We start from the raw sequence: 20,951 nt of genomic DNA on the forward strand, positions 1-20,951 counted from the left end.
TTCCGAATAGTAGAATATGTTATTTTTTAATTATTTTAAAGCTTTGCGTCTCTCCTGTGTTTAGGTGTACTTTTAAAATATAAATGCCGTTTTGCAACTGAGACAGGTTGAGCTGCTGTGTGGTTGTTTTTAAAACAGGCTGCCCAAGGGAGTTATATACTTCGGCAAATTTTATTTGTTGGCCTGAGTGTTGTAGGGTTATCAGGCCCTCGGTAGGGTTAGGGTAAATTGTAATGCCTGTATTTTTAAATCCGCCCACCGAAGCTATTTCACTGTTTACATTTATGCTGTAGTCTTCTGCCTGGCCGTAGCCCACGGTATTGCATGAAGGTGCCTCGGTATTAAACTTCTTAAGTATTCTTATTTTGGTAAGCCCAAGTGGGGCATCCTGTGGAACGGTTATGTTTCCGGCAACGGTTATTTCATCTTCTCCTGTAGAATCTTCAATTGTACCAATTGTGTATTGCTCGCCTTCGTCTTCAAAATTGTTGTTCCTATTCCAGTCTACATAGGCCGTAACGTGATGCACAAAATTGCCGTTTGTGTTTCCCTTTACGGTAATAGGATATTGCTGCCCCAAAGCCACCTGTGCAGTAATATTGTCGAAATTTTCATACTGCGGCGTTTCATCGCCAATTGTTGCAGCGGAGGCATTGTCTATACCTGCAAACTGTACAAGGGTTATAGGCTCTGCGCTGCCCGGAAAGCTTACATCGCATGGTCGTTGGTTTGTAATAGATATTGTAATTTCATCATACAGCTCACTATCGTCTGCGGCTATTGCCCTTACGGTTACTGTACCATTTGCAAAGGCCGAAAGCACGCCGTTTTGGCTCAGGGTGGCAAATTCTGCCCCCGAAACTATTTGCCATACCGTTGCCTGGCTTACGTATGCCGGAAGTATAGACGATGTTAACTGTAGCGCACCTTGATTTTCAGTAATTTCGGCAGCCGCATTGTTAGAGGTAGCCACATCAATTGCAGTTACAGCGTTAGGTACGTTGTAGAAAATTTTAATATTAGGGCGGTTTTTATAACTTGCGTGGCTCAGCACCAGGTTTTCGCTCATTGGCACCGTCAGGATAGGCCATGAACCTATTATATAATCACTATAACCGGATGTGTACTGCCATATTACATGCGTGTTAAACATTCTTTGGGCATTTTGATACATGGCTGTAGCCAGTTCCAAACCCTGGCCTGTATATTCAAACGGCTCATCAAAAGCAAAATCGATCCATCCAATGGTTGCAGGCAGATCATAAGCCGGGTTATCCATAACTTCTGTATGGCTTTCCAAAATATTTGCAAAAGTAGTCTGGGTGCTAAGTGGTGCCGTAGTTTCAGAGTTCCTTGCAAACATCCTTAACCTTAAGTCGGGAAATTCATCGCCTCCGTAGGCCGCATTGATTTTTTCGAAGGCAACACTTGTAATTACCGCCCCGGCAGGAATGTTTATTCCCTGCATTTCGGCAGCAGTAAACAAAATATTAGAAACGGAACCGCTCCTTTCGGCAATCCCTGCATACATTATAGGCGAATAGCAGGCATCAAACCAAATATTGGCACTGGCGCCCACTCCTATCTGTCCTTCACGGCTGGAAACAAGTGGTAATGTAGTTATGTTTTGCACAACCCAACCGCTATATAGCGTTTCAGAGCATAGTGCCCTTATTTCAACGTCATATTCTGTCTCGGGCTGTAGTTGTGTAACAAGCAATATTGCATTTGCTGCAGTACCGGTTTGCAGTACTTCCTGGCTGCCGGCAAGTTTAATTTGCCATTCGTAACCATTCGCAGGCAACCCTTCAGCATCCTGCCAAAGAATTTCGGCGTGGCTAACCCCAAGATTCGCTGTGGTTAGGTTTTGAGGGGCAGCACAATCCTGTGCGCTCACTTTTAAACCAATTGCAAAGAAGAGTCCAACGCACCATGTTTTTGCAATAATTCTTCTTTTTGTGTAATTTTTTTTCATCATAACCTATTTTAAAACATTAACTAACACTCCGGTATAATTTTGTTATTAAACCCTGGAAAATATTTTTATAACAATTATTAATAATTAGTCTAAATAACAATTAATTAGATTTGCGCAAATTTCTGTGACTAAAAACACTTAAAGTAGTGCCAAACGGATTTTAATATTATGCTAAACGGATTATTTTAATTTATGGAAATGTTCTACCTTTCAGAAGAAATAGTATGCCGTACCAATATTGATAACGATACTGAAAACACTGCCACCGTAAAGCAAAAGGAAATATTGTTTTCTTATGATTTTGGGGAGACGGCATTTAAAAAAATAAGCTTTAGCGGCGTAAGGCTGCTGTATGGAAAACTGCGATTTAAAAAGCCCATACCTGTTAAAATGCAAAGCAGCAACCCTTATATTGAAATGTATTTTTCGTTTAAAGGCAGCCGGCAGATGTTTTTTTCCCAAAGCAACAGGAGGTTTTGTATTCCGCACGGGCATCAAAACTTATTTTATATACCTGACCCTGAATTTTATATTGAGCCCGAGGCCAATGATGAGGAAAATATAAGCCTGCAAATACAGTTTAACGAAGGATATTTTAAACGGCTCATACCCATAAATGCACCTTTGTTCCACAATTTTGCAACCAACCTCAACAATCGGCGCTTTGCGGCTTTAAACCCCACACCTGCTGCTACAACACCAAAAATGCTTGGCATCCTTAATGACATTGTACATTGTGAAAGGACCGGCATTATAAAACAACTGCACCTTGAAGCAAATATTTTAAAGCTATTGCAGTATCAGTTTGAACAATATGAAGAATCTGTAGAAAGAAAGGAATATTCTTTTGTAAAGGATTATGATATAGACAAGCTTTTTCAGGCAAAAAAAATTATTGAACAAAATATCACACATCCCTACCCGCTATTAGAACTTGCCCATAAAACCGGGCTAAATGATTATAAGCTAAAAAAAGGGTTTAAAGAACTTTTTGGAAATACAGTATTTGGCTACCTGCACGAACTGCGCATGCAAAAAGCACGCGAAATGCTTTTTGACTCCCAAATGAGCATTGCAGAAATTGCCGAATATTGTGGTTATGCCTACATACCTTCATTTATTAAAGCCTACAAGCAAAAATATGGGTTAACCCCTAAAAAAATGAGGGAAAATTAGTAACTGTATAATAAGGAATTCATTTGTAAGTAACCGTGCAAAGAGTTTCATAAAAAATGAGATCCTTTCGGCTACCCTTTTGAAAAAACAAATCTGTAACAAACAGTTATTCAGTAATATAAAAAATAGATTGATAATCCTGCTACCCCCGATTAAAAGCCTTTATCTTTTACGTCATGAAGCAAGAAGCCACAAAGAAAGGCAACTTACGTAAACAATTAATTACTGAACTATCTAAAAAGCTGATTGTCCATTTAAGAAAAAGGCTTTTCGCAACGTAACCTTTAAAAAAAGAGGGAGCTTTTATTTGTAAAAATCAATTCCGCAGACAGTGTCTGCGGAATTCGAAAACGTTGATATAATCCATAATAGCTTTCAATTAAGCTGGTCACATTACTTACAGCTGATGCGGATTGATGATATTTTAACCACTCTCAGTTTATCAACTGTTAGAAACATAAGATTATAGATTAGTATTTTATACTTTGCCTACAAAAAGGGAAACATAGAACAAAATGATAAAATTACAAATCATACCATTCTTTTTTTATTGACTTTGAATTACTTCCTAAAATATTTTTAAGTGTGTACTTTTCAATCTCGGATGTTTTTAATTGATGTGTCCATGATGCCCTTTCTTTCGGCTTAAAACCCTCTCCATTACATTCGTATTCAGCAAAAAAAGTTGTTTTTTCATTTTCAGCATTGCCCCAGTTATCCCACGCTTCGGGAGCAATTTGTTTTGGAAGTTCACATTTTATAAATACTGATTTTGCCCATGCCCGCCACGGTCTTCCTAAATACATTTTATCAACTTCAGAAGTGACAAAAACTTTGCAATCAAGAAAAACAAATCCAAAATCTTTGTCTTTTGGAGTATTAGGGGCTGTTATATATGAATTGGCTTTACATAGAATCACACAGTTTTTAAATACTGCTGTAGCGGGCCCAAAAATAAAATCAGTAGTTCCCTCTATATAGCAATCTGTAAAAAGCTGCCTTGAATTTTCTCCGCCACAATAAACTGTATCCTGATTTCCTAAAAATTTGCAGTTCTTAAAAACAGCCTTATCTGCATCAACATATAATGCAACAGCCTGACCTACCCTACCCGCAGAATTTTCGAAAGTAATATTCTCTGCTCTGAATCTATTTCCTGAAATTCTTGCTGTAAAAGAATCAAAGGTTCCCATTTTTCCTCTGCCGGAATAATCATTATAGGTTATAATGGTCTTGTCTGCACTTTCTCCAATAAAAATAACATCGGTATTATTGGCAGATAATTCTATCTTTTCGTTATAAACCCCATTCTTAATATATAAACTAATAGGCTGCAACGGAAAAACACGCATGGCATTTATAGCATCCTGAATATATTTAAAATCGCCTGTACCGTCTTTGGCTACAACAAAATTATATTTGTATTTTTCTGGGTTAGATGTTTGGGCAATAAAGTTTTGCGTAAACAAAAACAGTATTAGAAGATATTGTAAAACAGTGAATTTTCTCATTTGGATATTTATTTTTTACGATTGAACGGTATATATCTTTTACAATACCGGAGTCCAGTCTTTAAAAATGGCTTTAAGCGTATAGTCTTTTGTAAATTGTTCCTGGGTAAGCTGACGCGACCAACTTACACGAGAGTCGGTATTTCTCCCCATACCTTCAGACAAATATTCAGCATAAAATGTAGTTGACTCGGCTTCCCGTTTATCCCAGTTGTGCCAGCCTTCTGGTTTTATATGTGCACCTATGTTGCATTTTATAAAAACTGTCTTGGCATAATTCCTCCAAGGCCTGCCTAAGTAATAGGAATTAGCAGCCGAATCAGTTGTTAGTTTACAGTTCAGAAACACAAACCCGTACTGATTTTTTTCCGGGGTACTGGCCGCAGTTAGATAACCTCCATCGGCTTTTGCAAAAATTTCACATTGGTCAAAAACGGCCGTTGATGCCCCAAAAATAAAATCGACAGTTCCTTCTATATAGCAATTTTTATAATATTGCCTGCTTGTAGCCTCGCGAGGATACAATGTATCCTGAAAACCTAAAAACCTGCAATTGTCAAAAACTACCTTATCGCCATCAATTCTTACCGCTACTGCCTGACCAACCGGGCCTGATGCGTTTTCGAACGTAATGCTTTTTGCAGTAAAATTATTTGCAGTAACAATAAAACTTGCCGACCCTGAAGTTCCTATATTTTGTCCTTCACTATTTTTTTTTGAAGCATAATCATCATAAGTCAGGATAACCTTTTCTGTATTTTCTCCTATTAAAGTAACATTATTTTTATCCTTCGGTATCTCTAATTTTTCTTTGTAAGTTCCACCTTTAATAAAAATTTTGGTCTCGGTCATTTTCAAAGAGGGTACTGAATTTACAGCTTCCTGAACGGTTTTGTAATTACCTGTTCCATCTTTTGCTACAACAATATCATACAATTTGGCTTCAGTATTTTGATTTTTAACTGATTTATCAGTAACAGAACAATTTGTTAAAAAAACGAAAACCGATAAAATCGCTACCTTAAGCAGTACTTTACTCAATATTTTATTCATCACTTCAGTGTATATATCTATTTTACTATTTCAATCTCTTTTAACCATTTCGTACAGATAATTTTCCACTCGTCTGTTAAAGAAGATTCATTATAAATACCAATACTATGCATCCCTTTAGGAAAAATATGCAGAGAACCTTTTACGCCATGCTTTATCATTTGCTCATAAAACAGTACACTATTCATAGGGCTTACAACTACATCATTTTGGGCATGAAACAAAATGGTTTGTGGTGTTTTATCGGTAACCTGAAATTCATTCGAATATTCTTTAATTTTATCAGGACTGGCATGGTTTCCCAGAAAATTCTCCAGACTTCCTTTGTGTGCGTATTCACCAAAACTAATTACAGGAGAAACCAAAACCATAAAATTGGGCAGGAACCAATTGGCATCAACAGTATCATTGATCTTTGACAGATCATTATTATGTGTTCCTATTACTGACGCCAAATGGCCACCGGCAGAAGAGCCAAATACTCCGACTTTATTACCATCTAAATTCCACTCAGCGGCATTGCTTCTAATTAATTTTAAAGCGCGTTGGGCATCCTGAATTGGGCCATTTTCACTAATTAACAAATCAGGAGAATTAGGCAGCCTGTAAATTAAAACAAATGCAGTTATACCCTGAGTATTAAACCATTTTGCCAGCTGAATTCCACCTAAATTGTAGGTTAATTTTTGATATCCCCCTCCGGGGATAATCAAAATACTACTGCCATTTTGTTCTTCCTTTGCAGGAAAAAAAGCAAGCATCCTGGGTGCTGAAACCTGGGTAATACGTTCGCGTTCTTCAATGTCAACAAGTTTCAGGCCTTTTGAATTTGGCATTTTCCCTTTTGGCCATAAAGGAATGCTGTTTTGAGCTGAAACAATAACCGAAATAAACAGGAGTAGTAGTGTTACTGTTTTTTTCATTTTACTTAATTTTTACAGAATTCTTTTCAACTTTTTTACTAATCAGAATATCATTTGCATTTGGGAAATCTCTCTTATTAAATTGAATATCTACACTTTTTGAGCCTAAAATTCTTATTGCAGATTTACTTTCATTAAACATTAAATCATTTGTTTTTACTTTTTTAGTATTGTAAAGAGTTAAAGCATAATCGTCTGAGGCAATTATTTTTACGTTTGATAAAGCAAGCCCTTCTGAATCTATTGTCGTAATACCCTTTTTTGTTTGAAAAACTGAGTTTTCAAGAGATACATTTTTTAAATTCATCTCAGGCAATCCCATAAAAAATGCTGCTATCCCTGACTCGCAGACCATAATATTTTTCATGAAAATATTTCTAAAAGAAGGGGTTTCTTCTGTAATAGCTACTAATGGTTCTTCCTGGTTATTAGTTTCATAAGTTCCTGAGTCATAAAAGGCGGGCCTTTTACTAAAATAATACATATTAAAGCTGATAGCATCTGCCGCAATTTGAATCATATCAATATTAGAAATATAAATATTTTCTACGATCCCTCCTCTACCTCTGGTGCTTTTAAACCGAAGGCCTATATCGGTACCTATAAACGTACAATTAGAAACATGAACATTATTAATACCTCCGGACATTTCACTTCCGATGACAAAACCTCCATGCCCTCGATAAACAACATTATTTTTTACAATAACATTTTTAGTTGGAATGCCACGATCTCTACCGTCTTTATCTTTACCCGATTTAATACAAATCGCGTCATCGCCAACATCAAATGTATTATTATATACTAAAGCATTGTTACAGGATTCTAAATCTAATCCGTCACCGTTTTGAGAATAGTACGTATTTCTAATCTTACAGTTCCTTATTATAACATCTTCACACATTAAAGGGTGAAGATTCCAGGCAGGGGAGTTTTGAAAAGTTGGACCATCTAAAAGTACTCGTTTGCTATTTACAATACTTACCATAACCGGACGTAAAAAATCCTTTATCGAATTCAATTCAGAATCATTAATCGTGGTTGTTGTAGTGTAATTTATTTTCTTCTCAAAACCTTTTTTAGCTTTTTCAGATGGAAGCCATGTCTTTCCATCTTCCGAAAGAACACCACCCTGACTTACCAGCTTTTCCCAATGGGCAGAGGTAATCTGATTTCTATTTATTGGACGCCATGCATCTCCACCTCCGTCAATTATACCATTACCTGTTATGCCTACATTTTCTACACCGTTAGCATTAATAGGCGAAATACATCTGTAAGCATTTAGTCCTTCATAACTCGTCTTTATAATTTTATAATCATCAAAATCTTTACTAAAAACAATTAGCGAACCTTCTTCTAAATGTAAATTTATATTGCTTTTTAATGTAATAGGTCCGGTAAGCCAGATACCTCTTGGTACAATAACTTTTCCACCTCCTTTAGAAGCCACAAAATTGATAGCTTTAGTAAAGGCATCCGTATTTTTAATTACACCTCCTTTTACAGCTCCAAAATCTGAAATACTTACTTCATAATCTAAAAAATTTGTTGTCTTTACTTTTGGCATACTGAATTCTATACCCTCATATATATTAGATTCGTTAAAAGCATCTGTTTTTTGAGCTATTGAATTGGTTGTCAAAAAACAAAGTAAAAGAGCTAAGCCTGATTTCAATAATAAATATTTCATATTTACTTTGTAATTTTAAAATAATCGACATCAGCATATCCGCCACGTTTAGATTCCTGGGTGCTCACACTAAACAAACCTACCTTTGCCCCTATCCACTTTCCAACTTCGGACTTAAATGATTTACCTATTTTTTTAAATTTTTTCCCATCTTCAGAGTATAGAAATTGGCACATTGCATCCGGACCAGTTACTTCTACTTTTAAATAGGCGGTATTTGTAGTCAAACGTTCCTCTGCATTAATTTTTTCTTTAGCGCCATCCATTGCCTTTATTGCTTCCGTTTGCTTTATAAAAAATCCTTTTTCATCATTAGCAATACTTAAAGTAGCATAATCCATACCCATAATAATAATTCCTGCGCTTTTACCACTTTTGGCTTCACCGGGATGTAATGTAATTTTTGTTGAAGCTGTAAAATCAGGTGCTGGAAATTTTTGAAGTAATAGATTTGGAACCATCCAGAGATTTTCCGAGTCTTTAACAGATTTAATAGAAAATAACCTTAAATAATCATTACCCGGTAATTTCGCATACCAAACTACATTTGAATTAGCATTCCATTGCCATTGCAGTCCTAAATTAAAACCTTCAAAATTATCGGTTTCAGCAGGCGTTTCAATCGGATAAGTTTTACCCACATTAGGTTTTTTATACGACATTACCGGTTCACCAATTCCATTTTTATCAAAATCCTGTCCTATTACCGGCCAGTCATTTTTCCAAAACATCGGCTGTAAGTGAATTATACGTCCGTAAGCATCAACATCCTGAAAATGGTAGAACCAGTGTTCATCACCTTTAGGATTATCTACCCATGCACCTTGGTGCGGGCCATTAATTTTTGTGCTTCCCTGCTCTAAAACAACTTTTCTTTCATAAGGCCCATAGATGTTTTTAGATCTTAAAACCACCTGCCAGCCTGTAGCAACACCACCTGCCGGTGCAAATATGTAATAATAACCATTGCGTTTATAGAGCTTAGGCCCTTCAATGGTATCGTCTTTATCATGTCCGTCATAGACATGTATTCCCTGGTCTGTTACTTTGGTACCTTCGGGATTCATTTTATTTACAGACAATAAGCTTTTTACTCCGGCACGACTTCCCGCATAGCCGTGAACTAAATAAGCATCACCGTTATCATCCCAAAACGGACAGGCATCAATAAGCCCTTTGCCTTCCATGATAAGTACAGGCATATCCCATTTAGAATAAGGATCTTTAGTTTTTACCATATAAACCCCAAAATCAGGATCTCCCCAATAAATATAAAATTCATTATTATGATAACGAATACTTGGTGCCCAAACACCATTTCCATGTTGAGGAATATTATATACCTCTAATGGGACTTGTTGTAACAAAGCGTAATTAATTATTTTCCAGTTTACCATATCGTTTGAATGTAAAATAGGTAAACCTGGCGCAGAATTAAAGCTGGAAGCCGTCATATAATAATCGTTACCAACTCTTATAACATCAGGATCTGAATAGTCTGAATATAAAATAGGATTTTTGTAAGTTCCGTTGCCATTATCTGCAACCCAAACTTCAGATACATAAGGTTTATTAGTTTGAGAAAAGACAAGGTTAGCAGTAAATAACAGGATAAATAAAGATGGATATAATTTCATATCTATATATTTTTTAGGATCGTTATAAGTTTATTACAACATTCCTTTTATTATTATTCTTTAAACTTGGTGGTAAATAGGTTGGTGTATTCTTTTGCTTATTTATTTAGTTCTAAACCTGCCATTATAAAAGCGCCTGTACCCTTAGGATCATTCGACCTAATCATTTCATTGACGTAATATTCGTAAGAACCATCTCTATAAGGATTACCTCCCAAACCGGCTACGGCACAACACTTATTTAAGCTTACCACCCCGTTTTCTTCGATAGTAATTAAATTATCAACCAAACCGTCAAATGCGGTGTTTGCATTACTTAAATATTTAGCGGGTAAATAGCCTTTATTAACTCCTTTAGCTAATGTATAGGCAAACATGGCTGTGCCTGTAGCTTCTAAATAATTTCCTTTTCTGTTTCCCTGATCTAAAACCTGCCACCATAAACCCGATGTATCCTGAACCTTAACAATAGCTTCGGCATACTGATTTAAGTATTGAATAAGTCTTTCTTTTCCCGGATGGTTTTTAGGTAAAAAATCCAGAACATCTACTAAAGCCATGCCGTACCATCCCATTCCTCTGGACCAAAAATGCTGTGAATTTCCGGTTTCCTTGTTAGCCCAGCGTTGTTCTTTGCTTTCATCCCATCCATGAAATAATAATCCTGATTTTTGGTCGCGGCTGTGTTTTTGAATTAAATCAAACTGAAGTGTTACATCGTCAAATATTTTCTCAGATTGAGCAGTGCTTTTTACGTATTCTGCTGCATAACGCGCATGAAATGGCTCAGCCATATACAAACCATCCAGCCACATTTGAAAAGGATAAACTTTTTTATGCCAATAACCACCATCTGAAGTTTTAGGTTGCGATTCTAACTGCTTATTTAAAGTTGTTATCGCCTTTAAAAAACGTTCTTCTTTTGTTTTTGGATATAGATAAAGCAAAACGTCTCCTGATTTTATCATATCCAGATTTTGGTCTGATAAATTGTATGTTTTTATTGCTCCGGTATTATCTATCATCGCATCTGCATAAGCATAGATATAGTCGTAAAACTTTTGATTTTTAGTTTTTTCATACACTTTAGCGCAGGCACTTAAAACTAATCCGTTAGTATAGCCCCATCGGGGTTCTGAAGTAAAATCTAATTTTGTTGCCTCCGGAAACCGATGAATTTCTGAAAGCATCATCCGTTCTGACCACTTTAAATTTTCAGCTACAATTTTTTCATCTGATTTTTTATTCTCTACTGTATTAATTCCACTTTTACATGCTGCAAGAAATAAACCTGCAACTATTAAATAAATAAAGGAAATTCTATTAATTTTAATTAATGCCATTTTAATTCTTTTTTGAGGTTTACTTCTTACTACTTTGATTATTAAAAACTTTGGTTAAAAAATTATGTACATAATTTACCGTTGGGTCAACCCAGGGATTAAACAACCAAAATGTATGGAGCTGTACATCAAACTTATAAGCTTCGGTATAAATTCCCCAATCTTTCATCATACCTATCAACTCATCCTGGCCGGCATGAAATCTTGGAAACCCACTATTCAAAAATAATATAGGGCATGATTTCTCATTGGCCCAGAAAATTCCCGAGGCATCTTTCCATATTTCCGGTTTTTCATAAAAACTGCCCCCCAGCCATGCAATATCCGGCGAATCAGGTTTGCGATCTAAATTAAGAGACAAAGGAGCCATGAAATCTACTGCACCATCCATATCTACAATGGCCTGTATATCACTCGAAAAGCCTAAATTCCCCTGATTGCCTTCTTTGCCCTCAACACCATTTGTAAGTCCCACCAATAAAGCTAATTGCCCTCCTGCCGAACAGCCCGAAATAGCTATCTTATCAGGATCAATTCCATATTTATCGGCATTAGCCCGCATCCATCGTATAGCCGATTTTATATTAAAAACAGCCGCCGGATATTTTGCTTCCATCGAAAGCTGGTATTCCACACATACCGTTACAAAACCTTTAGCTGCTAATTTTTGGGCCATAGGAACCTGCAATGATTTGTCTCCGGCCCTCCAGCCACCTCCATGAACCATTATTAAAGCCGGATATTTACCTTTCTTCTTGGGCGAAAAAACATCCACATGCAGATCTCTGTCTCCAAAAGGAGTATTTTTTAGTGTGGTATAAACCACATTTCTACTCTCTTTTACATTTGCGGGTAAAGAGTCTATAGCTGGTTTTATTTGAGGGTAATATTTACGGTATTTTTTAAACTCATTTTTTACCGTATAAGAAGTATCTTTTGGAATTTTAATTGCTTTTTCCTGAGCATTTATGCTGAAAGAAACAAAAAAAACAATTAGTAATATATTTTGAAAAATATGTTTCATTGTGTTGAAATTTTATTTGCTAAAAACTTTTTTTAAAAAGCTATCGATATATTGTATTGTTGGGTTAAACCATGGGGCATACAAACAAAATGAATGGGGTGCATCTTTAAATTCTTTTACTTCAGAATAGATTCCGTTTTCATCCAATACTTTAATGTAATCTTCCCGCCCGGCGTGCATCCACGGAACAGAACTATTTATAAAAAGTGTTGGGGGTGTTTTAGAACTTACGTAGCTTAATGGCGATGCTGCCTGCCATAACATTGGATTCTCTTTTTTAGAATATCCAAACCAGTATGTAGCTGCCGAAGTTGATTTAGAATCATCTCCTTCTCTGCCATCGGGATGTACAAAAGATAGCGTTCCGTCAATATCAACTACAGCATTTACCTTAGATTCCTTGTCTGTATTGCAAAGAGTACCTTCAAACAGAGGCATGTTTGCTGTGGTTCCCATAAAAGAAGCCATTTCTCCTCCTGCAGAAAAACCTAAAACAACTATTTTATTTTCATCTACATTATATTTTGAAGCATTACTCCTTACCCAGCGAATTGCCGATTTAATATCAAAAATGGCTGCAGGAAAAAGTGCTTCGGTAGAAAGCCGATACTCCGGTGTAAAACACACATAGCCTAAACTGGCTAATTTTTGTGCCATTGGGTAGTGCTGTTCTCTGCTGCCGGTACGCCAGCCACCACCGTGAATAATAATAACTGCCGTTTGTTTCGGGTTTGTTTTTGGGGTAGTATAAAAAACATCCAGGTTTAATTTGCGCTTGCCTATTTCACAATAACTAATATTACGCTGCTCCTTTACAGAGCTAAACTTAAATTCGGGAACAATTTTAATTTCAGGATGTGTTTTAACGTCATGTTTGTAAGCGCTATGTGTAGAATAAGAAGTATCCCTAACATTTGTTACCCCTTTGTATGACTGGGCATTTAAAGCACTGCTTATTAATAAAACCGGAGCAAAAATTACCTTGAATGTTCTACAGGTTAAAAATATTTTTTTCATTTTACATTCAGTTGCAATTAAAAAATACCCATGCCCAATAGAATTTCTACAAATGCATGGGTATTTTGCCTGTTATAACATTAGTTTGGATATCCCGGATTCTGACCTAAATTAGGATTAGCAGTGCGCTGTTCCTGCGGAATAGGGTAAATTCCCCTAAACCTTTCTGTCTGTGTTGTTTTAAACGTCCATGTACTTGTAAAATAAGACCCAAAACGAATCATGTCTCTCCTTCTGTGTCCTTCCCAAATAAATTCTCTTGCTCTTTCGTTTTCAATATCACCTAAAGTTACACTTGCCAAAGCAGAGGCATTACTCCTTGCCCTTACCTGATTAACTAAATTTAATGGTGTATCGGCTATTGTTGTAGTGCCGCCCCTTAATAAGGCTTCTGCCTTTATCAGTAAAATATCTGCATAGCGCGTTAGAACCAGGTCATTATCTCCATTAGCGCCAGACCACGAAGTACCTACCGGGGTATATTTTAGCACTTTATAGCCTTCGTTATCTTCTGCACTGATTAAATCATTTACTGCAATTAAATTTAACTGCGTTCCGTCAGGATAGGCTAAAGGGGTAACACCGTCTAAATAAAACTGTGGCCCGTATTGAATCAGAGATTTACGTACATCCTGGTCTTCATACCTGTCTAAAGCCTCCTGGTAGGTACTGTATCCGTTTGCAGGAGCAAAAGGTAAATTGTATCTTAATTGGTCTAAGCCATTTTGGGTGTAATTAATAAACTGGTTACCACCTGCATTATTTGAAGGGGATATTGAAAATGATGAAATAACTTCCCTGAAATTTTGCTTATTTGTAGCTTTAAAATTGTCAAGCACCGTAGGTTCTAATGCATAACTGCCGGTTGTTATAATCCTGTCGCACATGGCAACAGCTTCTGTCCATTTAGGGGTTCCTGTATACACTTCGGCATTTAAATACATAGTGGCTAAAAGTGCATATATAGATTCTTTTGTAAATCGGGGGTAATAGCTCGCTCTGCTTACAGTTGTAACCGATGGCATATCTTCTATAGCGGCTAACAATTCTGATTCAATAAATGCAAATACTTCAGCCCTTGGTGTTAATGTGGGTAAATTATTAGGGTCTATCCTTGCTACGGTAACTAACGGTACATTTCCCCAAAAGTCCATGGCATAGAAATAACCATAAGCCCTTAAAGCCCTTGTTTCGGCAATTAGCGCCGTTAAATTTGCACTGTTAGGAGATGCCTGCAAACTTTCTAAAACAGCATTAGCAATACCTATTTCCTGAAAAATATTCTGCCAGGCCCTGCCTGTAGTTGCATTTGTTGGGTCTACAACATGGTTCATTATGTCTATATTGTTTTGGTCAAACCAGCCACCACTTGCCCTGCCCGGTACCAAAAACTCGTCAGTGCCAAACTCGGCAACTCTCCACGGGTCGCCAATACTGGCTACCTGTGATAACGATTGATAAACTCCAACAACAGAAGAAAGTGCTTCGGCTTCGCTGTTATAATATGTTTCCGGAGATAAACTCCCAAAAGTTTCTTCCTCTAAATCGGTGCATCCCTGTAATAATAGCGATACAAAAAGTATAGACGTTATTAATTTAATAGTATATATTTTCATGATAGTAAACTTATTAATTGAAATTATTTTTAAAATGACATGCTTAATCCAATGCTTACAGTTTTAGCTTTAGGATAAGCTAAATAGTCTACGCCCACAGGAGCAATACCGGTTCCTGAAACGTCTGAATTAACTTCCGGGTCTAAACCGGAGTATTTTGTAAATAATAATAAATTTTGTCCTGTAATAAATAATCTTGCACTAGATATAGAAGGAATACTTTCGGTATTAAGGTCATACCCTAAAGTAGCATTATCCAGTCTTATAAAAGAACCGTCTTCTATCCATCTTGAAGAATATTGTTTGGGCTGCGTTCTTGAAACACCGCTTGTTACCGCTTCGCTTAAAACATTTCTACCCGGCAGATTGCTTAGGTAGGCTAAATTATTAGCCGTTAAATTATAAACATCATTACCTTGAGAACCCCTGAAATTAAATCCAAGAGAAAATCTTTTGTATGCTAATGAATTAGTAATGCCAAATGTAAAATCAGGCTGGGCACAACCAATAACTTTCATTTCCGGGTCTATAATTTCAACCCCATTCTCGATACCTTTAAATTCTCTGCCGTAAAAGGTTCCTACCGGCAGTCCCGGCTGTATAAGCTGCGCATAAATTCCCGCAGATAATCCTTGTCCCTGCAATGGGGCCACCTGAATATTATCTCCTTTGTACATACTGTTAGACAGGCTTAAAACTTTATTTCTGTTTCTTGTAAAGTTTATAGAAGTACTCCAGGTAAAGTCGGATTTTCTAATAATCTCGGCCGATATTTCAATTTCTATACCCTTGTTCTGTACACTTCCTACGTTTGCCAGTTGTGTACTAACCGCAGTAGGCGAAGGCACAGGAAGGCGTAATAAAAGGTCTGTTGTTTTTTTAACATAATAATCCACGTTACCACTAATACGCCCTTCAAACAATGTAAAGTCAACACCTGCATTGAATTGGGATGTTTGCTCCCATTTTAAATCAGGATTAGCATATTGTAATGGCAGTACGGTAGTAATTCTTTGCCCGCCCACAATATAACCAGTAGAGGCGGCACCAAGCCTGGTTGTAGAATTTAAATTCCCTATTTCCTGATTTCCGGTAACACCATAACTGGTTCTCAGTTTTAAATCTGAAATGGTATTTGATTTAAAAAATTCCATGTTAGAAACCCTCCAAGCTAAAGACCCCGAAGGAAAAACACCCCATTTATTTCCTGACCCAAACCTACTCGAACCATCCCTTCTTACTGTTGCCGTTGCAAGAATCTTATCATCAAAGTTATAGTTTAACCTTCCGTACATCGAAATTAACGTGTTACTCCCTTTAAAGGATGTTACACCCTGGTTTGTACTGGCTGCCTGCAAACTATACCATTTAAATTCGTCAGATAAAAATCCGGATACAGAATTGCGAATTCCTTCATCAACAAAATATTGATATGAGTATCCTGCAATCGCGTTTACACTGTGTTTACCAAACTGGTTATCATATTTTACAATTGTTTCTAATAACTTACTGTAATCTTCCAGTTTTTGCACACTTGCATAGCCACCCATTCCCTGTCCTAACGGGTTAGACTTTTTTATGTAAGAATTTCTGTTAATACCCTGGTTTGTATAACCTAAATTTACGTTTACACTTAAAGGTTTTAAAATTTTATAGGTAGTAGACAGATTACCCAAAAAACGATTATTAGTAACCTCATCTAAAACATCATTAGGAAACGAAACCGGATTAACCCTATAGGGTAATACGTGGTTGTAATTGCCGTTTTCATCATAAATGGGATACGTAGGGTTAAAAACATACGACTCGTAGTTAATACTTGTACCTGCTTCGCTTCCTACGGTATTTGATACCGGCGAATTGGTTGAAAAAGTTTGTCCGTAATTTACCCTTAAATCAAAAGTTAACTTATCATTTAGCGCCGTATGGCCTACATTGATCCTGGCATTGGCCCTTTCTAATCCCGAGCCAATTAAAACCCCTTCCTGATTGCCATACGCTAATGAAGCCCTATAGTTGGTCTTGTCTGTACCTCCGGAAAATGACAAATTATAATCCTGCGTTTTGGCAGTCCTGTAAATTTCATCCTGCCAGTTGGTATTTGCCCCTAAATCAGAAAAAGTTAGATCTAAATCATTGTTTATTCTTCTGTACTCATCGGCAGATAGTACATCTAATTTATTTGAAACGGTCGAAATTCCTCCTGTAACATCAAGGGTAACTTTTAAATTTCCTGTTTTTCCTTTCTTGGTTGTAATAACAATTACACCGTTTGCACCTCTGGAACCATAAATAGCTGTTGAAGATGCATCTTTTAAAACCGTTACCGATTCTATATCGTTAGGGTTAAGGGTCATTAAGGGATTGGTAGGTTCCTGGTCAAAAAAATTAGTGCCGCTTCCACTGATGTTAGCCGAACTAACACCTGCGCTGGTAGAAATAGGAACGCCGTCGATTACATATAATGGGTCGTTTGTACCTGTTAAAGAGGTGCCCCCACGGATTACTACCCTGTTAGACCCTCCCGGTTTTCCACTGTTTTGAGAAATAACTACACCTGCCATTTTTCCCTGAATGGCCTGCTGCGCACTTAACTGAGGGCCTTTATTAAAGTTTTCTGCTTTTACAGAAGATACAGCCCCCGTTAGATCTTTTTGTTTACTGGAACCGTAGCCAATAACTACAACCTCTTCCAGATTAGAAGCCGCCGGTAAAAGCTGAAAATTTATTTGAGACTGGACATTAACTTTCATTTCCTTTGTTTCATAACCTATATAAGAAACAACTATAATGCTCTCAGTTGTGGGTACTTTTATAGAATATTTACCATCTATATCGGTTTGAGTGGAAATCTGCGTGTCTTTCACAAAAATATTTGCACCGGGAATAGGAACACTATTTTCATCGGTTACTGTACCTGTCACTATGATTTCCTGAATCGCATTTTCTGTAATATTTTCTGCTATACCTGCAATCGGTATCTCTTTAATTATAATGTTTTTATCATTTGTTATCTCAAAATGCATACTGCTGGAGGTAACAATCTGATTCAATAGCTTAGAAATTTCAATAGTACCTTTCTGTAACTGAACCTTTGGTGCAACTTCAAAAAAGTCGTTAGGGTAAATAAAACTGTAATTGGTTTGCTTTTGTATTATTTTAAAAACCTGTTTAACGGATACCAATTGATTTTTTTCAATCGATATTTTTTCCTGTGAAAAAGTAGTTTCGGTCGTGAAACTAAATACGGTTGTACAGAATAGAATTAAGTATGCTCTCATCATAATCAGTAGCAGCCGTCTTTGAAGTACAAAACGGCAATTAATAAAATTAATTTTCATAATTTTGTTTAAGTTAATTGGACAATAGTTTAATTAATACACAGAGAGGTAAGTAGTTAGGACACCGCTAAATATCTATACTACGCCTCTCTTTTCTTTTACCTTAGTATCAGGGTTTTATTCTTAAATTCATATTTTTTTATAATACCATAGTTTTTTATAGACAATAAAATATCTTCGATATTTCTGTTTTTCATTAAAACGCCATTAAATTTTTCCTGCTTAATTGATTCATTTTCAAAAACCACTTCAATATCATACCATCTCGATAAAACTTTCATGATTTCGCTCAGGGATTTGTCTTCAAAACTAAAAACACCTTCTTTCCAGGATATGTCGTTACTAACATCTACCTCGGCAATTTTAATTTTGTTGGTTTCAACATTAATACTAACACGTTGGTTTGGAGTCAGGTTTTGCTTAATATTTTCAAACTGCATTTCAACTTTTCCTTCCACTAAAGTGGTAGAAATGCACGAATCATCTTTATATGCCTTTATATTAAACTGAGTACCTACGACATGAACCTCCTGTTTTTTTTGAAAAACTGTAAAACCGGCTCCATTGTGGGCAGTACTTGGAGAAACATCAAAATAAGCCTCTCCATAAACCAGTTCAACCCCTCTGGTTTTACCTTCTAAAAAATTTACCGGAAACTTAAGTTTCGTTTCAGAGTTTAGCCAAACTTTTGTACCATCAGAAAGGATAATAGAAAACTGCCCACCACGCGGAATGGTCAAATAATTATAAACTACCTCTTTTGATGCTGATTCAGATTGTATATAATGTACTTCTTTCCCGGTACTATTTATGTTTTTGTTTTTATATACTTTACCTTTCTCTAAAATAACACTGGTGCCGTCTTCTAACGTTAATGTTGCTTTATCTGAACCGGCTTCAATTTTGTTAGCAGCAACCTTAGTTGAAATTTCATGGTTTTTATTCTGAAAAACGACTGAAAGAGTTATCAATAAAGCTATTGATGCTGCTACGGTATATTTGAATAAAGACTTCCTGTAAAACGGAATCACCTTTGTTTCTTTAATACCAAAATCCAGCTCTGACCGAATTTTCTCATAAATTCTTTCTTCTACCGTTTCTTTATGCTCAAAGTAAACAGGCCAGTCTTTAATTTCCTGGTTATTTAAAAAGATATGGATAAGAGTATCCCTGTCTTCTTTGGTTATTGAACCGTCAAGAAGTTTAGTGACTAACTCTGAAAAATGCTTTTGGGACAGTTTGCTCATTATCGTTTTTTCTATGCTTATATATATAAGTCTTCAAAAAAGCGATTCACACCTGCTTGATTTGTAATTTTATTTACTTTTTTTTATGTATATAAAAATTTTAACTGTAAATAAATATGATAAACTCAATAGCAGCAGCGGCTCCAAGCGATTCTTTTAAAATTTTCAGGGCTTTAGAAATATGTCCCTCCACAGTGCGTTGCGATATATCCAGATGATCTGCAATCTCTTTATTAGATAACATATTCTCCCTGCTGAGTTTATAAACTTCTTTGCATTTAGCAGGCAAAGAATCAACAACAGTATCTAAATAATGAATTAACTCCTCATGCATTAATTTAGTTTCAGGATTAGCAGCTTCAATATTATTATCAAATAATTCCTGCTTAAGCAACTTTTTATTTTTCTTTAAATGGTCATACACCTTATAAATTGTACTGGTGTATAAATAACTTTTTATTGAAACTTTTATCTCTAATTTTGCTCTCCTTTGCCATAATGAAACAAAAACTTCCTGCACAATATCTTCACTAACCGACTTATCTTTTACAAGATTATAAGCCGCCAAATACATAATTTCCCAATTTTTTTTATAGATAACTGTAAATGCTCCCTCGTCATCATTTTTGATTTGTTCAATCAACTCTATATCGGTAAATCTGTCTACGAATGCCATTTAATTACATTTTGAAGCGTTGTATATCAACTTTTAGATACTATCTGTCTTTAAAATTATGGTTATAGAAGAAAACCATGTTTTATTTGAGTTGGGTGTATTTTACAGACAGGTTGTTTTGGGAAATACAAAAAAGGTGCATGTGCAGTTAATAGTAAAGTGATAAGAAGTAATACTTTTTCCATTCTAAAACGTTTTCGCAATAAATTTAAAATTTATTTAAAGAACTTGGCTATTGGTGCTTTAGTTTTTTTTGTAATCGATTACGAGAAGGTTAGAAATATCAATGACACCTTAAATATTAATATTTTTTGAGTCCTGTCTTTTCTCGTTAAAAGGAAAATTAGATTTCGAATACTGTAGCCAAACATTTGCAGCACAAGCTAAGGAGAAAATTCAATCTTACATTGATAAATTCAGATGAGATATTGAGATATAAAAATCTGATAAACAACTAAATAATTTTTATTCATTTTGAAATTGACAAACATCGATCGCATTACATATTATTGAATACAATGTGATTGATGTATAATATCATATTCAATATTTGTTGCAGAAGTTTACTATCTGTACCATTTTTTTATATTCTTTACTGATTCATCTTTGAAGTTTTTCACCTTAAGTTCGACATGTCAATAATCTAAATTAACTGGATAATATCAGTAGTGTAAGAAATCACATAATCCATTTAGACTATTATATACTAGTCTAAA

At 35.9% G+C, this 20,951-nt stretch carries 14 protein-coding genes; 1 reads left to right on the plus strand and 13 read right to left on the minus strand.

The window, feature by feature from the left end; all coding sequences use genetic code 11:
• Window positions 1-19: 19 nt before the first annotated feature.
• Window positions 20-1,975, minus strand: a complete 1,956-nt coding sequence (locus GR160_RS13915) for a GEVED domain-containing protein (RefSeq protein WP_160750496.1) — start codon at window positions 1,973-1,975, stop codon at window positions 20-22.
• Window positions 1,976-2,170: 195 nt separating this feature from the next.
• Between GR160_RS13915 and GR160_RS13920 the strand changes: the two genes are divergently transcribed.
• Window positions 2,171-3,154 carry an AraC family transcriptional regulator gene (locus GR160_RS13920; RefSeq protein WP_160750497.1) on the plus strand — a complete coding sequence of 328 codons (984 nt, stop codon included), beginning with the start codon at window positions 2,171-2,173 and terminating at the stop codon, window positions 3,152-3,154.
• Window positions 3,155-3,678: 524 nt separating this feature from the next.
• Here the strand turns inward: GR160_RS13920 and GR160_RS13925 are convergent.
• The 12 genes from GR160_RS13925 to GR160_RS13980 all read right to left on the minus strand — a co-directional run bounded on the left by GR160_RS13925 (window position 3,679) and on the right by GR160_RS13980 (window position 20,235).
• Entirely contained in the window at window positions 3,679-4,665 is a 987-nt protein-coding gene (locus tag GR160_RS13925) for a pectinesterase family protein (protein ID WP_160750498.1), read from the minus strand.
• A gap of 39 nt (window positions 4,666-4,704) precedes the next feature.
• Complete coding sequence (locus GR160_RS13930; RefSeq protein WP_160750499.1) at window positions 4,705-5,718, minus strand: pectinesterase family protein; 1,014 nt, start codon at window positions 5,716-5,718, stop codon at window positions 4,705-4,707.
• Window positions 5,719-5,735: 17 nt separating this feature from the next.
• A complete protein-coding gene (locus GR160_RS13935) occupies window positions 5,736-6,641 on the minus strand; it encodes an alpha/beta hydrolase (protein WP_160750500.1) in 906 nt (301 codons plus the stop codon).
• Between the two features lies 1 nt (window position 6,642).
• Window positions 6,643-8,334 carry a glycoside hydrolase family 28 protein gene (locus tag GR160_RS13940; RefSeq protein ID WP_160750501.1) on the minus strand — a complete coding sequence of 564 codons (1,692 nt, stop codon included), beginning with the start codon at window positions 8,332-8,334 and terminating at the stop codon, window positions 6,643-6,645.
• A 2-nt stretch (window positions 8,335-8,336) separates the two neighbouring features.
• The gene (locus GR160_RS13945; protein ID WP_160750502.1) at window positions 8,337-9,971 is read right to left on the minus strand and encodes a glycoside hydrolase 43 family protein; all 1,635 of its coding nucleotides are present in this window, start codon (window positions 9,969-9,971) and stop codon (window positions 8,337-8,339) included.
• A gap of 98 nt (window positions 9,972-10,069) precedes the next feature.
• Window positions 10,070-11,314 (minus strand): glycoside hydrolase family 105 protein, encoded by a 1,245-nt coding sequence (locus GR160_RS13950; protein WP_160750503.1) that lies wholly within the window; start codon window positions 11,312-11,314, stop codon window positions 10,070-10,072.
• A gap of 19 nt (window positions 11,315-11,333) precedes the next feature.
• The gene (locus tag GR160_RS13955; RefSeq protein ID WP_160750504.1) at window positions 11,334-12,338 is read right to left on the minus strand and encodes an alpha/beta hydrolase; all 1,005 of its coding nucleotides are present in this window, start codon (window positions 12,336-12,338) and stop codon (window positions 11,334-11,336) included.
• A 12-nt stretch (window positions 12,339-12,350) separates the two neighbouring features.
• Complete coding sequence (locus GR160_RS13960) at window positions 12,351-13,355, minus strand: alpha/beta hydrolase (protein WP_160750505.1); 1,005 nt, start codon at window positions 13,353-13,355, stop codon at window positions 12,351-12,353.
• A gap of 80 nt (window positions 13,356-13,435) precedes the next feature.
• The gene (locus tag GR160_RS13965; RefSeq protein WP_160750506.1) at window positions 13,436-14,971 is read right to left on the minus strand and encodes a RagB/SusD family nutrient uptake outer membrane protein; all 1,536 of its coding nucleotides are present in this window, start codon (window positions 14,969-14,971) and stop codon (window positions 13,436-13,438) included.
• Between the two features lie 29 nt (window positions 14,972-15,000).
• A complete protein-coding gene (locus tag GR160_RS13970; protein WP_202390793.1) occupies window positions 15,001-18,255 on the minus strand; it encodes a TonB-dependent receptor in 3,255 nt (1,084 codons plus the stop codon).
• Between the two features lie 155 nt (window positions 18,256-18,410).
• On the minus strand, window positions 18,411-19,559 hold the full coding sequence (locus GR160_RS13975) for a FecR family protein (protein WP_160750507.1): 1,149 nt from the start codon (window positions 19,557-19,559) through the stop codon (window positions 18,411-18,413).
• Between the two features lie 100 nt (window positions 19,560-19,659).
• Window positions 19,660-20,235 (minus strand): RNA polymerase sigma factor, encoded by a 576-nt coding sequence (locus GR160_RS13980; protein WP_160750508.1) that lies wholly within the window; start codon window positions 20,233-20,235, stop codon window positions 19,660-19,662.
• Between the last annotated feature and the right edge of the window lie 716 nt (window positions 20,236-20,951).

This window comes from Flavobacterium sp. Sd200, assembly GCF_009826935.1.
GTDB lineage: Bacteria > Bacteroidota > Bacteroidia > Flavobacteriales > Flavobacteriaceae > Flavobacterium.

Coding starts and splice junctions, on each gene's coding strand:
- GR160_RS13915 (WP_160750496.1), bottom strand. CDS start 1,975: ATGAAAAAAAATTACACAAAAAGAAGAATTATTGCAAAAACATGGTGC.
- GR160_RS13930 (WP_160750499.1), bottom strand. CDS start 5,718: ATGAATAAAATATTGAGTAAAGTACTGCTTAAGGTAGCGATTTTATCG.
- GR160_RS13960 (WP_160750505.1), bottom strand. CDS start 13,355: ATGAAAAAAATATTTTTAACCTGTAGAACATTCAAGGTAATTTTTGCT.
- GR160_RS13925 (WP_160750498.1), bottom strand. CDS start 4,665: ATGAGAAAATTCACTGTTTTACAATATCTTCTAATACTGTTTTTGTTT.
- GR160_RS13980 (WP_160750508.1), bottom strand. CDS start 20,235: ATGGCATTCGTAGACAGATTTACCGATATAGAGTTGATTGAACAAATC.
- GR160_RS13965 (WP_160750506.1), bottom strand. CDS start 14,971: ATGAAAATATATACTATTAAATTAATAACGTCTATACTTTTTGTATCG.
- GR160_RS13975 (WP_160750507.1), bottom strand. CDS start 19,559: ATGAGCAAACTGTCCCAAAAGCATTTTTCAGAGTTAGTCACTAAACTT.
- GR160_RS13970 (WP_202390793.1), bottom strand. CDS start 18,255: ATGATGAGAGCATACTTAATTCTATTCTGTACAACCGTATTTAGTTTC.
- GR160_RS13955 (WP_160750504.1), bottom strand. CDS start 12,338: ATGAAACATATTTTTCAAAATATATTACTAATTGTTTTTTTTGTTTCT.
- GR160_RS13940 (WP_160750501.1), bottom strand. CDS start 8,334: ATGAAATATTTATTATTGAAATCAGGCTTAGCTCTTTTACTTTGTTTT.
- GR160_RS13945 (WP_160750502.1), bottom strand. CDS start 9,971: ATGAAATTATATCCATCTTTATTTATCCTGTTATTTACTGCTAACCTT.
- GR160_RS13950 (WP_160750503.1), bottom strand. CDS start 11,314: ATGGCATTAATTAAAATTAATAGAATTTCCTTTATTTATTTAATAGTT.
- GR160_RS13920 (WP_160750497.1), top strand. CDS start 2,171: ATGGAAATGTTCTACCTTTCAGAAGAAATAGTATGCCGTACCAATATT.
- GR160_RS13935 (WP_160750500.1), bottom strand. CDS start 6,641: ATGAAAAAAACAGTAACACTACTACTCCTGTTTATTTCGGTTATTGTT.